Raw genomic sequence first — 12,873 nt, 5'->3', positions numbered from 1 at the left:
AATTGTAGTGACTTCGGGGCTCCGACGCAATTCCTCAGCCGCCCAAATTTCAATTGGCATGCCGCCAGCGAATCTATAGTTACTAAATGAATGTTTACTGAAACTGTTATTAATACTGGGGATGCTTTCTGTTGATAAGCCACAAAAACGCTTGATAAACAATAGTGTGCAGTGCAGCATGGCTTGTGGAAAAGCTCTGTGCTTCCGGTAGGGTTTCTGTTGATTCCTTGTGTGAAATTGTCGTTTTTGTCCACAGCTCGGGCCGCCTTCCTGGCTATACAAGGGTTATCCTGTTGATCCATGTGTGATTTTCCACAGCGCTTTTCGACGGCTGCTGCGTGTGGATAACCCGACGGGTGAAGGATACAATGGCCGGTCATGCATCAACCGGATGGTGAGGTCGAGTGTCGCTTGCTCTTTGGCAAAAGTGTTTGGATTTCCTGCAGGATGAGCTGAACGCCCAGCAGTTCAACACCTGGATCCGTCCGCTTCAGGCGGAAGAGGGGGAGTCCAATGAGCTGCTTCTTCTGGCACCCAATCGCTTTGTTCGCGATTGGGTTGGGGATAAGTATGCCAAGCGGATCAACGAGCTGCTGCGCGACCTGGCCCCAGCCAAGCCTCCCCGCGTGGTATTGACGGTCGGCAGCCGCCGCGCCGCTGCTCCCAGGCCGCGAGAGCTCGGAGCGCCGGTCTCGGCCAGTCCGCGATCGCCCCTCGGGCCTGCCGTACATACCCCCCCACGGGGAGATATCGGCGACGAGCGTGAGATCGATCGACAGCGAGAAGAGGGGCGTTCGGCACGGCGCGCCACTGGTGAACGAGAGGTACAGGTCGAGGGTAGCCTCAAGCACAACAGTGGCCTCAACCCCAATTTCACTTTCGAGACCTTCGTCGAGGGCAAGTCGAACCAGCTGGCCAGGGCGGCTTCCCGTCAGGTCTCGGAAAACCCGGGTGGCGCCTACAACCCGCTATTTCTCTATGGCGGTGTCGGCCTGGGCAAGACACACCTGATGCACGCCGTGGGTAACGCACTGGCCACCCGCCGGGAGAATGCCACGGTGGTCTATCTCCATTCGGAGCGTTTCGTCGCCGACATGGTCAAGGCGCTTCAGTTGAACGCGATCAACGATTTCAAGCGTTTCTATCGTAGCGTCGATGCGCTGCTGATCGACGATATCCAGTTCTTTGCCGGCAAGGAGCGCTCCCAGGAGGAGTTCTTCCACACCTTCAATGCCTTGCTCGAGGGTGGCCAGCAGATGATCCTGACCTCCGATCGCTATCCCAAGGAGATCAGCGGCGTCGAGGAGCGACTCAAGTCGCGTTTCGGCTGGGGATTGACGGTGGCGATCGAGCCGCCGGAGCTGGAGACGCGGGTGGCTATCCTGATGAAGAAGGCCGATCAGGCCAAGGTCGACCTGCCCCACGATGCGGCCTTCTTCATTGCCCAGAAGATTCGCTCCAACGTGCGCGAACTGGAAGGGGCGCTGAAAAAGGTCATTGCCGACTCCCACTTCATGGGCAAGCCGATTACCCAGGATTTCATCCGCGAGTCGCTCAAGGATCTGCTGGCCCTGCAGGACAAGCAGGTGGGGGTCGACAACATCCAGCGCACCGTTGCCGAATACTACAAGATCAAGCTGTCCGACCTGCTGTCGAAGCGCCGTTCCCGTTCCGTTGCCCGGCCTCGCCAGGTGGCCATGGCACTGGCCAAGGAGCTGACCAATCACAGCCTGCCGGAGATTGGCGATGCCTTCGGTGGGCGTGACCACACAACGGTACTGCATGCCTGCCGCAAGGTTCTGGCATTGCAGGAAGAGAACGCGGATATCCGCGAGGACTACAAGAACCTGCTGCGGCTCTTGACCAGCTGAGCCGCGAGGTTCCCTGGCCATTGATGCCAACGCCCGACACCTTTCTTCAGGATTAGACGTGGAGCCGACATGAGATTTTCCATTTCCCGCGAGGCGCTGCTTCGGCCATTGGCGCTGGTTGCCGGCGTGGTGGAGCGCCGCCAGACCCTGCCGGTGCTGTCCAACGTGCTGATACAGGTCGATCATGAGCAGGTGGCGCTGACGGGCACCGACCTGGAAGTCGAGCTGATCGGGCGCACCGCCGCGTCGCTGGTGGAGGTGCCCGGATCGGCCACGGTCCCGGCGCGCAAGCTGATGGATATCTGTAAATCGCTGCCCGACCAGGCCGAGCTCCAGTTCAGCCTGGAGGATGGTCGCGCCGTGTTGCGTAGCGGTCGCTCCCGTTTCACCCTGTCGACGCTGCCGGTGGCGGAGTTCCCCAATATCGAGGATACCCAGGGCGATGTGGAGCTGAGCCTGCCCCGTGGAACGCTCAAGCATCTTATCGATGCCACCTCTTTCGCCATGGCCCAGCAGGATGTCCGCTATTACCTCAACGGCATGCTGCTTGAGCTGCGCTCGAACCTGGTCCGCACGGTGGCCACCGATGGCCACCGGCTAGCCGTCTGTTCTCGCCCCGCCGAGATCCAGGTCGAGCCGGCCCGCAAGCTGATCGTGCCGCGCAAGGGCGTGCTCGAGCTGGTGCGCCTGCTCGATGACAGCGACGAGCCGGTTACGCTGACATTGAGCGCGAGCCACGTGCGTGCTCACACCGGCGACTTCACCTTTACCTCCAAGCTGGTTGACGGCAAGTTCCCCGATTACGAGCGCGTGGTGCCAAGGGGAGGGGACAAGGTGTTCATCGCCGATCGCACGGAGCTGCGCCAGGTGCTGTCGCGTACCTCCATCCTCTCCAACGAGAAGTATCGGGGGGTGCGCCTGCACCTGAAGGAAGGCAACCTTCAGGTCATGGCGAACAATCCCGAGCAGGAAGAGGCCGAGGAGAATGTGGCCGTCGAGTACGGCGGCGATGCGCTGGAGATAGGCTTCAATGTGGGCTACCTCATCGATGTGCTCAACGTGCTGGATGAGGATCGCATGCAGATGACGCTGGCGGATTCCAATAGCAGTGCCTTGATGGAGGAGCCGGGCGGCGGCGATGCACTTTACGTTGTCATGCCGATGCGCCTCTGAATGGATATGCCGGATCGCTGCCCGGCTGCGCGTACGGCACCACTGCCGTTACGGGCCGTGGTAGCGGTGTTAGCGTGACACATGCTGATTAACCGCTTAAATTTCAATGGCTTAAGAAATCTCTCTGCAGTCGATTTCGAGCCGGGGCCGGGCATCAATCTCATCGTGGGCGCCAATGGGAGCGGCAAGACGAGCTTGCTGGAAGGCATCCACATCCTTGGCATGGGGCGCTCCTTCAGGACTCGCCAGCTGAGGAACGCCATCTCCCATGATGCGCAGTCCATGACACTCTTCGCTCGCCTCGACGGCGAGCCGCCGGTGCCGATCGGCATTCGTCGTTCCCGCGATGCCCCCGAGCTGGAAATACGTATGGGAGGGGAGCGCGTCGAGCGACTGTCGCAGTTGATCGAAACACTGCCACTCCAGCTGGTTAACCCCGATGCATTCCGGCTGCTGGAAGGGGCTCCGGCCGGTCGACGGGAGTTCCTCGACTGGGGAGTGTTTCACGTGAAACATGGATTTTTCGATGCCTGGCGGCGCGCGCGGCGCGCCCTCAAACATCGGAATGCATTGCTCAGGCGTGATAGAATGGATGCCAAATCGCTGTCGGCCTGGGAGCACGAATTGGCACACTGGGGCGACCGCGTCGATAGCCTCAGAAACGACTGGATGGCAGAGTTCCTGCCTGTCTTCGAGGAAACGCTGTCGCAACTACTGGCGCTGCCCGACCTGACGCTGGGTTACTCACGCGGTTGGGATAGAAAGCGCAGCCTGCTCGATATTCTCGAACAGGGGCGCGCGACGGATCAGCAGATGGGCTTTACCCAGCAAGGGCCACAGCGGGCCGACCTGCGTATTCGTCTTGGACGGCATCCAGCAGTCGAGGTTTTGTCGCGTGGCCAGCAAAAGCTGGTCGTTACTGCGCTCAAGCTGGCGCAGGGTAGGTTGCTGGAGCAAACGACCGGCCAGTCGTGCCTCTACCTGGTCGATGACTTGCCGGCGGAACTCGATGCCAGGCATCGGCAGGTATTCTGCCGTTTGCTGGAATCGATGCGCTGCCAAGCCTTCATTACAAGTGTCGAACACGATGCCCTGGTGGGACCCTGGCAGTCTCAAACCCCGCTGGAGATGTTTCACGTGAAACATGGCAGTGACGGGTCAGGAACGCTGGTGCCACAGGCACAGATAGACTTCATGACGGAGTAGTCAATGAGCGAGCAGGCTTACGACTCAACGAGCATCAAGGTACTCAAGGGCCTGGATGCCGTTCGCAAGCGTCCCGGCATGTATATCGGGGATACCGATGATGGGACAGGCCTTCACCATATGGTGTTCGAGCTGGTGGACAACTCCATCGATGAAGCCCTGGCCGGCCACTGTAGCGAAATACGCGTGGTCATCCACCCCGATGAGTCGGTCACTGTCAGCGACAATGGTCGTGGCGTGCCCACCGATATGCACGAAGGCGAGGGCGTATCGGCGGCCGAAGTGATCATGACGGTGCTCCATGCCGGAGGCAAGTTCGACGACAACTCCTACAAGGTGTCCGGCGGCTTGCACGGTGTCGGTGTTTCGGTGGTCAATGCGCTTTCCGAAGAGCTCCGCCTGACAATCTGGCGTGCCGGCCAGGTTCACGAACAGATCTACCATCATGGCGTGCCCCAGGCCCCGCTTGGCGTCGTGGGAAAGACCGAGAAGACCGGAACGCGTGTCCATTTCAAGCCGTCGACGGATACCTTCCACAATATCGAGTTCCATTACGATATTCTGGCCAAGCGTCTACGCGAACTCTCCTTCCTGAACTCCGGGGTGGCGATTCGCCTGATGGACGAGCGTTCAGGGAAGGAGGAGCTGTTCCACTACGAAGGGGGCCTCAGGGCTTTCGTGGACCATCTCAACACCAACAAGACGGTGCTCAACCCGGTCTTTCACTTCAATGCCGTGCGCGAAGATGGCGTCGAGGTGGAAGTGGCGATGCAGTGGAGTGATTCCTTCACTGAAAACATCTTCTGCTATACCAACAACATACCCCAGCGCGATGGTGGCACCCACCTTGCCGGCTTCCGCGCGGCGCTGACGCGCACCATGAACAACTACATCGAAGCGGAAGGCCTGCTGAAGAAGTCCAAGGTCAATACCGCCGGTGATGATGCTCGAGAAGGCCTGACGGCCATCATCTCGGTGAAGGTGCCGGATCCGAAATTCTCCTCGCAGACGAAGGAGAAGCTGGTCTCCTCAGAGGTGAAGACGGCGGTGGAGCAGGAGATGGGGCGGCTGTTTGCCGAGTACCTCATCGAAAAGCCCAATGAGGCGAAAGCCATCGTCAACAAGATGCTGGATGCGGCGCGCGCCCGTGAGGCGGCGCGCAAGGCGCGGGACATGACGCGCCGCAAGGGAGCCCTGGACATTGCTGGCCTACCCGGCAAGCTGGCCGACTGTCAGGAGAAGGACCCGAGCCTGTCTGAACTGTTCCTGGTCGAGGGTGACTCGGCGGGGGGCAGCGCCAAGCAGGGGCGTGCCCGCCGCACCCAGGCGATCCTGCCGCTGAAGGGCAAGATCCTCAATGTCGAGAAGGCGCGGTTCGACAAGATGCTCTCCTCCGCGGAAGTCGGCACCTTGATCACGGCGCTGGGTTGCGGCATCGGCCGGGAAGAGTTCAACCCCGACAAGCTGCGATACCACTCCATCATCATCATGACCGATGCCGATGTCGACGGGTCGCATATCCGCACTTTGCTGCTGACCTTCTTCTTCCGTCAGATGGGCCAGCTGATTGAGCGGGGACACGTCTTCATCGCCCAGCCGCCGCTCTACAAGATCAAGCGGGGCAAGCAGGAGACTTATCTCAAGGATGAGCAGGCGCTGATCGATTACCTCACTACCACCGCGATGGATGGTGCCCGACTCTATGTCAATCCCGATGCACCCGCGGTGACCGGTAGCCAGCTGGAATCCCTGGTCAAACAGTATCGTGACGTGATGAAGCGGATCGATCGCCTGTCGCGAGTCTATCCCAACGTGGTGCTGCGCAAGGTCGTCCATGCCGCGACGCTGGAGGGGGAGGCGAGCCTCAAGGACCGTGGCACCATGCAGAACTGGATAGAGTTCCTGCAGGCCGAGATGGATGCGCTGGTGGCCTATGAAGGCGGACCTCGCTATACGTTCCGCCTCGAGGAGGACACCGAGCGTGAGCTGTACCTGCCGGCGGTGACGCTGACTGCGCACGGTGTCAGCACCGACTATGTCTGGGGCATCGATTTCTTCACCAGCGCCGACTATCGCGCCATGGCTGCCCTGGGCACCACGCTCGATGGCCTGCTGGAGGAGGGGGCCTATATCGCCCGGGGCGAGCGCAAGAAGTCCGTGGAGACCTTCTACCAGGCGCTGGACTGGCTGATGGCGGAAGCTCAGCGTGGCCTGGCCGTACAGCGCTACAAGGGGCTGGGCGAGATGAACCCGGATCAGCTCTGGGAAACCACCATGGACCCCGATACTCGCCGGCTGCTTCGCGTGACCATCGAGGATGCCGTCGCGGCCGACATGATGTTCAACACCCTCATGGGTGATGAAGTGGAACCGCGCCGCGCCTTCATCGAGCATAATGCCCTGGTTGCCAACCTCGATGTCTAGCCATGCGATGAGATGTTTCACGTGAAACATCGGCACTGTCCGACGCTGAGCGTCGGGTAACCAAGAAAAGAGGGCCTGCGAAAGCAGGCCCTCTTTTTTGCTGTGAAAAAGTGCGCTAACAATAGGTTAGGAGCTGTAATAAAGCGAGAGGCGGTGCAGGGGGTCGATAAAAGCTGGCGCGACTGCCAGAAGCGGGGCGTGTGTCGATTGATAGAGCTCGCAGCGGCGTGCAACGGCTTGGGGCAAGAGTCGAGTCGCCTTGGGGATCACCGTATGCGTACCAGGGGAAACCGTAGCCAGTCTCACGAGCTTATTGCGACAGCAGCCAGTCGGTAAAGGCCGTCAGATCGTCGAAGATCATTGCCTGTTCCAGCCCGCTACCCTTGGTCTCCGTCCGCTTGCCCTTGCCGGTTCGCACCAGCACAGAACGACAGCCCATCGCCTCACCGGCCTGCAGGTCTCGCAGGCTATCCCCCACTATCCAGCTCCCGGAAAGGCTACTTAACCCCAGTGCCTGACGGATCTGTACGAGCAGTCCCGGGCGGGGCTTTCGACACTCGCAGCCGTCGTCGGGTCCATGGGGGCAGTAGGCAATATGCGCGATGCGGCCGCCAGCGGCCGCCACGAGACGGTTGAGCTCATCGTGCATGCTCGCCAGCGTCGCTTCGTCGTAGTAGCCGCGAGCGATTCCCGACTGATTGGTCGCTATGGCTACACTCCAGCCGGACTGGCTCAGGCGGGCAATCGCATCAATGGAACCGGCGTAGGGAATCCACTCCTCGAGTGACTTGATGTAGTTGTCGGAGTCGTGATTGATGACACCGTCTCGGTCGAGAATCACAAGCTTGCTGGCATCGTACATGACACATCCGTATATGGCAGATCGGAACCTGACGGGAATGGGAATAGTGTTTCACGTGAAACATCCGGCGCCAAGCGGTGGTTGCCGAGGGTGAGTGTTTCACGTGAAACATCAGGCAAGAAAAAGCCGGCGAGAGGTTCTCGCCGGCTCTGGCACATCAAGCGAAGGCTACTGCTGGAGCAGGGCGATATCCGCCACTTCGAGAAACAGCCCCTGGAGGCCAGCCAGCAGGGCCAGGCGATTGGTGCGGGTGGCATCATCCTCCGCCATGACCATGACCTGGTCGAAGAAGGTATCGACGGGATCACGCAGGCTCGCGAGGGCATCCAGCGCCTCACGGTAGCGGCCCTCGGCAAACAGAGGCATGACAGCCTCGCGCTGGCCGGCGATGGCCTTGAAGAGCGCCTCTTCGGCCGACTCCTGCAGCAATGCCGGGTCAACGTTGGCGACGACTCGGCTGTCCTGCTTGGCGAGGATATTGGCGACACGCTTGTTGGCAGCGGCCAGGGCGGAAGCCTCTTCGCGCTGGGCAAAGGCATGGACGGCACGAAGACGACGGGCAAAGTCCAGTGGGCGAGTCACGGGCCGGGCACGCACGGCGTGATAGACCTCGGCCTCGATCCCTTCATCCTGCCCCCAGGCGCGGAAGCGGTCGAGCATGTAGGTCAGGACTTCCTCGACCAGGCTCTCGGCGTAGGGGAGCTCCTGATGTTGCGCAGCAGCAAGTTCCAGCAGCTCGCGGAGATCCAGATCGAGTTCGCCCTTGACCAGGATGTTGAGTACCCCGATGGAGGCTCGGCGGAGGGCGAAGGGGTCCTTGGTGCCGGTGGGTCGTGCGCCGATACCGAAGATACCGGTCAGGGTGTCGAGGCGGTCGGCCAGCGCCAGTGCGAGACCGGTACGGGTCTCGGGAATGGCGTCGGTAGCGAAGCGTGGCAGGTACTGCTCCTCAAGCGCCTGGGCGACGTCGGCCGGCTCGCCATCCTGGCTGGCATAGTAGCGGCCCATGATGCCCTGAAGCTCGGGGAATTCGAGCACCATTTCGGTGATCAGGTCGCACTTGCCGAGCTCGGCGGCGCGCCGGGCATGGGCCACGTCGCCGCCGATGCGGCCGGCGATGAAGGCGGCGACCGCCGCCGTGCGATGGGCCTTGTCGGCCAGGGTGCCGAGCTGCTTCTGGAACAACACGCTGGTGAGACCGTCGATGCGGCTGGCGAGCGGCTGCTTTCGGTCGGTGTCGTAGAAGAAGGCGGCATCGGCCAGGCGGGGGCGAATCACCTTCTCGTTACCCTCGATGACCTGCTGCGGATCCTGGCTATCGATATTGGCGATGGTGATGAACAGGGGCTTGAGCTTGCCGGCATCGTCGAGCAGATGGAAGTACTTCTGGTTGGCCTTCATCGAGGAGATGAGGCACTCGGCGGGAACCTCGAGGAAGCGTTCGTCGAAGCTGCCGGCCAGCGCCACGGGCCACTCCACCAGGCCGCTCACCTCGATGAGCAGATCCTCGTCGATGACCGCCGTGGCCTCCTGGACCTCCGCCTCGGACAGCACCTGCTCGCGGATGCGCTCCCGGCGCTTCTCACGATCGGCCAGCACCCAGGCGTTTTCCAGGGCGACAAGATAGTCGTCGGCATGGGCCAGATCGATGGCTTCGGGGGCGTGGAAGCGGTGCCCGCGGGTCGTGCGACCGGCGGATAGGCCGAGGATCTCGGCGTCGACGATGTCGCTGCCATAGAGCATCACCAGCCAATGCACCGGGCGGGAGAACTCGATGCGCGAGGCCCCCCAGCGCATGTTCTTGGGCACCGGAAGGGCGGCTACCGCCTTGGCGGCGATAGCGGGCAGCAGTGCCGTCGTCGCTTCACCCGACTGCCGCTCGCGGTAGCCGAGCCAGGTGCCCTTGTCGGTCTCCAGGTGAATCAAGTCGGCCACATCGACGCCGCATGAGCGGGCAAAGCCCTGGGCGGCCTTGGTCGGCTCGCCATCCTTGTAGGCGGCGGCCAGCGCGGGTCCGCGACGCTCGACTTCGCGGTCGGGCTGCCTGTCGGCCAGCTCGGTGACCTGCACGGCCAGGCGGCGGGGGGTGGCCCAGGCGTGAACGTCGGCAAAGGTGATATCGGCATCGGCGAGACCGCGGCGAATGCCGTCGGCCAGGGCGTCGGAGAGCGCATCGATGGCCCCCGGCGGAAGCTCCTCGGCCCCCAGTTCCAGCAAAAAGGTATCAACAGCCATGTTCAAGCGTCTCCCTGTTCAGCAAGCGGCTCTCTGGCGAGCAGTTCCTGGCGCAGGGCCTCGGGGGCCATGGGGAAGCCGGCGGCCTTGCGTGAATCGTAGTAGGCGTGTGCCACGTCGCGGGCCATGGTGCGCACGCGCAGGATGTAGCGCTGGCGCTCGGTGACGGAAATGGCGTGGCGTGCGTCCAGCAGGTTGAAGGTATGGGACGCCTTGAGTACCTGCTCGTAGGCGGGCAGCGGCAGGCTGGCCGCGAGCAGCTTGGTACACTCCTTCTCCTGATGGTCGAAGGACGCGAACAGCGCGGGCACGTCGGCCTGCTCGAAGTTGTAGGCCGACTGCTCCCGCTCGTTCTGCAGATAGACGTCGCCGTAGGTGACCCGGGAGCCATCCGGCGCCACGGTCCAGACGAGGTCATAGACACTGTCGACGTTCTGCAGGTACATGGCGATACGCTCGAGGCCGTAGGTCAGCTCGCCGGTGACGGGGTAGCATTCGATGCCGCCGGCCTGCTGGAAATAGGTGAACTGGGTCACCTCCATGCCGTTGAGCCAGACCTCCCAGCCGAGCCCCCAGGCGCCCAGGGTGGGCGACTCCCAGTTGTCCTCGACGAAGCGAATATCATGGACCAGCGGGTCGATGCCCAGGCGTACCAAGGAGCCGAGGAAGAGCTCCTGCAGGTCGGCGGGGGAGGGTTTCATGACGACCTGGAACTGATAGTAGTGCTGGAGGCGATTGGGGTTCTCGCCGTAGCGACCGTCGGTGGGCCGGCGGGAGGGCTGAACATAGGCGGCATTCCAGGTCTCGGGACCGATGGAGCGCAGGAAGGTGGCGGGGTGAAAGGTGCCGGCGCCTACCTCCATGTCCAGGGGCTGGAGCACTACGCAGCCCTGTTCGGCCCAGTACTGCTGAAGGGCCAGGATCAGGCCCTGGAAGGTCGTCGCGTCCGGCGTCGACCCCGGGGTCGAGGTCGACGATAGTGTCGAGAGTGTCATTGGAAAGCACCGTTGGCCATGAATTCACAGGACGTCAAGTATACAATCACAGGCACATCGGTTATAGGCGCAGTCAGCTGCGCCGCAGCGAGGAACCTCAATGATCGTAGTGACAGGCGGTGCCGGCTTCATCGGTTCGAATCTCGTCAAGGCACTCAACGAGCGTGGCCGCACTGACGTGCTGGTCGTCGATGACCTTCTCGACGGGACCAAGTTCGTCAATCTGGCCGACTGCACGCTCGGGGATTATCTGGACAAGGATGATTTCCGCGAGCGAGTCGAGGCGGTATTGCGTGGTGAGCCTTCGCGGTTGCCTCCCATCGAAGCCATCTTCCATGAGGGAGCCTGCTCGGACACCACCGAGTGGGATGGCCGCTTCATGCTCGACAACAACTTCGAGTACTCCAAGGTGCTGCTGCATTTCTGCCAGCTGCAGGGCATCCCCTTCATCTACGCTTCATCGGCAGCGACCTACGGTGGTAGCCAGGTCTTTCGCGAAGAGCCCGAGTACGAGAAGCCGCTCAATGTCTATGGCTACTCCAAGTTGCTCTTCGACCAGTACGTGCGTGAGCACTGGGATGAGCTGACGAGCCAGGTGGTGGGGTTCCGTTACTTCAATGTCTACGGCCCGCGGGAGCAGCACAAGGGCAAGATGGCCAGCGTCGCCTTCCACCACCACACCCAGATATCGGCGGGTCAGGACCTCAAGCTGTTCGGCGCCTGGGATGGCTACGAGGCCGGCATGCAAAGTCGTGACTTCGTCTATGTGGGCGACGTGGTGAACGTCAATCTGTGGTTCCTCGACAACCCCGGGAAGTCCGGAATCTTCAACCTGGGCTCGGGGCGTGCCGAGCCCTTCAAGGCGATCGGTGAAGCCGTCATCGATTTCCACCGCCAGGGCAGGATCGAGTACATCGATTTTCCCGAAGAGCTCAAGGGCCGCTACCAGAGCTATACCCGGGCCGATATCTCACGCCTGCGGGAGGCGGGCTATGATGGCGAGTTCCGCACCGTGGCCGAGGGGGTGGGGGAGTACCTGCGCTGGCTCGGCGGAGAGACTGGATGAGTGCAGTGCCTTTGTCGGGCGAGCGCATCCTGGTGGTCGGCCCATCCTGGGTCGGTGACATGGTGATGGCTCAGAGCCTGCTGAAGACACTCAGGCAGCGCCAGCCCGATTGCCATATCGGCGTCGTGGCGCCCGGCTGGTCGCAGCCGATCCTGGAGCGCATGGAAGAAGTCGCCGAGGTGGCGACGCTGGACGTGACCCACGGTGAATTCGGCTGGGGCAGCCGGCGGGCGCTGGCGAAGCGGCTTACGGGTCGCTTCGACCGGGCGATCGTGTTGCCCCGTTCCTGGAAATCGGCGCTGGTCCCCTTCCTGGCGCGCATACCCCGGCGCACCGGCTATACCGGTGAGCAGCGCTTCGGGCTGCTCAACGAGCGACGCCCGCTGGACAAGACGGTGCTGGACCAGACCGTCAAGCGTTTCGTGGCGCTGGGCCTGCCAGCTGATGCTGATCTGGAAGCTCTGAGCGTGCCGCGTCCGCGGCTGCGGGTCGATACGGAGAACCTGGCTGCCGTGCGCGACAGCCTGGGGCTCTCGTCACGGCCGGCCATCGGCATGATGCCCGGGGCCGAATATGGCCCGGCCAAGCAGTGGCCGTTGGGACACTTTCGTGAACTGGCACAGCGCCTGGTGGCGGAAGGCTTCGAGGTGCGTGTGCTCGGCGGCCCCAAGGATGCCGAGGCCGGCGCGGTGATAGCAGAAGGGCAGACGGGCGTGCATAACCTGTGCGGCAAGACACGGCTGGCCGACGCCGTGGATCTGCTGGCCGACTGTCGGCAGGTGGTCACCAATGACTCGGGATTGATGCATGTGGCGGCCGCCGTTGGGACCGGCGTCCAGGCACTGTATGGTTCGTCGTCGCCGCGCTACACCCCGCCCCTGACCGACGAGGCCACGATTCATACCCTGGCGCTGGAGTGCTCGCCCTGTTTTCAGCGTACCTGCCCGCTGGGCCATACCAACTGTCTGGTGCAGCTCTCGCCCCAGCGGGTCCTGCAGGCGGTACTGGCCTCGCGAGCAGAGCTCATCGGCCGTAGCTGAA

General features: G+C 62.2%; 9 protein-coding genes. 6 read left to right on the top strand and 3 right to left on the bottom strand.

Annotation, left to right across the window (positions count from 1 at the left end; translation table 11 throughout):
* Positions 1–404: 404 nt before the first annotated feature.
* The 4 genes from dnaA (at position 405) to gyrB (ending at position 6,674) form a co-directional block, all read left to right on the top strand.
* Positions 405–1,871 (top strand): chromosomal replication initiator protein DnaA, encoded by a 1,467-nt coding sequence (gene dnaA / locus LOKO_RS05360; RefSeq protein ID WP_066446042.1) that lies wholly within the window; start codon positions 405–407, stop codon positions 1,869–1,871.
* 69 nt (positions 1,872–1,940) lie between these two features.
* On the top strand, positions 1,941–3,044 hold the full coding sequence (dnaN, locus tag LOKO_RS05355) for a DNA polymerase III subunit beta (protein WP_066446039.1): 1,104 nt from the start codon (positions 1,941–1,943) through the stop codon (positions 3,042–3,044).
* An 81-nt stretch (positions 3,045–3,125) separates the two neighbouring features.
* Entirely contained in the window at positions 3,126–4,250 is a 1,125-nt protein-coding gene (gene recF / locus LOKO_RS05350) for a DNA replication/repair protein RecF (protein ID WP_066446038.1), read from the top strand.
* A gap of 3 nt (positions 4,251–4,253) precedes the next feature.
* The gene (gene gyrB / locus LOKO_RS05345; protein WP_066446036.1) at positions 4,254–6,674 is read left to right on the top strand and encodes a DNA topoisomerase (ATP-hydrolyzing) subunit B; all 2,421 of its coding nucleotides are present in this window, start codon (positions 4,254–4,256) and stop codon (positions 6,672–6,674) included.
* 310 nt (positions 6,675–6,984) lie between these two features.
* On the opposite strand, the gene gmhB is transcribed toward gyrB, so the two are convergent.
* The 3 genes from gmhB to glyQ all read right to left on the bottom strand — a co-directional run bounded on the left by gmhB (position 6,985) and on the right by glyQ (position 10,766).
* Positions 6,985–7,536 carry a D-glycero-beta-D-manno-heptose 1,7-bisphosphate 7-phosphatase gene (gene gmhB, locus LOKO_RS05340; protein ID WP_066446033.1) on the bottom strand — a complete coding sequence of 184 codons (552 nt, stop codon included), beginning with the start codon at positions 7,534–7,536 and terminating at the stop codon, positions 6,985–6,987.
* A 168-nt stretch (positions 7,537–7,704) separates the two neighbouring features.
* The gene (glyS, locus tag LOKO_RS05335; protein ID WP_066446031.1) at positions 7,705–9,771 is read right to left on the bottom strand and encodes a glycine--tRNA ligase subunit beta; all 2,067 of its coding nucleotides are present in this window, start codon (positions 9,769–9,771) and stop codon (positions 7,705–7,707) included.
* Between the two features lie 2 nt (positions 9,772–9,773).
* Positions 9,774–10,766: a glycine--tRNA ligase subunit alpha gene (gene glyQ, locus LOKO_RS05330; protein WP_066446028.1), complete on the bottom strand. Its 993-nt coding sequence runs from the start codon at positions 10,764–10,766 to the stop codon at positions 9,774–9,776.
* Positions 10,767–10,866: 100 nt separating this feature from the next.
* Here glyQ and rfaD point away from each other — a divergent pair, with 100 nt between their 5' ends.
* On the top strand, positions 10,867–11,832 hold the full coding sequence (rfaD, locus tag LOKO_RS05325) for an ADP-glyceromanno-heptose 6-epimerase (protein WP_066446026.1): 966 nt from the start codon (positions 10,867–10,869) through the stop codon (positions 11,830–11,832).
* On the top strand, positions 11,829–12,872 hold the full coding sequence (gene waaF, locus LOKO_RS05320) for a lipopolysaccharide heptosyltransferase II (protein ID WP_066446025.1): 1,044 nt from the start codon (positions 11,829–11,831) through the stop codon (positions 12,870–12,872). The genes rfaD and waaF overlap by 4 nt, the downstream gene beginning before the upstream one ends.
* Position 12,873: the final 1 nt, after the last annotated feature.

This window comes from Halomonas chromatireducens (assembly GCF_001545155.1).
Lineage (GTDB): Bacteria > Pseudomonadota > Gammaproteobacteria > Pseudomonadales > Halomonadaceae > Halomonas > Halomonas chromatireducens.
Note: the sequence above shows the minus strand (reverse complement) of the source record. Positions and strands in the feature narration are given on the sequence as shown.

Excerpts from the sequence above, each read along its gene's own strand:
- gyrB (WP_066446036.1), top strand. The coding sequence starts at position 4,254 with ATGAGCGAGCAGGCTTACGACTCAACGAGCATCAAGGTACTCAAGGGC.
- gmhB (WP_066446033.1), bottom strand. The coding sequence starts at position 7,536 with ATGTACGATGCCAGCAAGCTTGTGATTCTCGACCGAGACGGTGTCATC.
- rfaD (WP_066446026.1), top strand. The coding sequence starts at position 10,867 with ATGATCGTAGTGACAGGCGGTGCCGGCTTCATCGGTTCGAATCTCGTC.
- waaF (WP_066446025.1), top strand. The coding sequence starts at position 11,829 with ATGAGTGCAGTGCCTTTGTCGGGCGAGCGCATCCTGGTGGTCGGCCCA.
- glyS (WP_066446031.1), bottom strand. The coding sequence starts at position 9,771 with ATGGCTGTTGATACCTTTTTGCTGGAACTGGGGGCCGAGGAGCTTCCG.
- glyQ (WP_066446028.1), bottom strand. The coding sequence starts at position 10,766 with ATGACACTCTCGACACTATCGTCGACCTCGACCCCGGGGTCGACGCCG.
- dnaN (WP_066446039.1), top strand. The coding sequence starts at position 1,941 with ATGAGATTTTCCATTTCCCGCGAGGCGCTGCTTCGGCCATTGGCGCTG.
- recF (WP_066446038.1), top strand. The coding sequence starts at position 3,126 with ATGCTGATTAACCGCTTAAATTTCAATGGCTTAAGAAATCTCTCTGCA.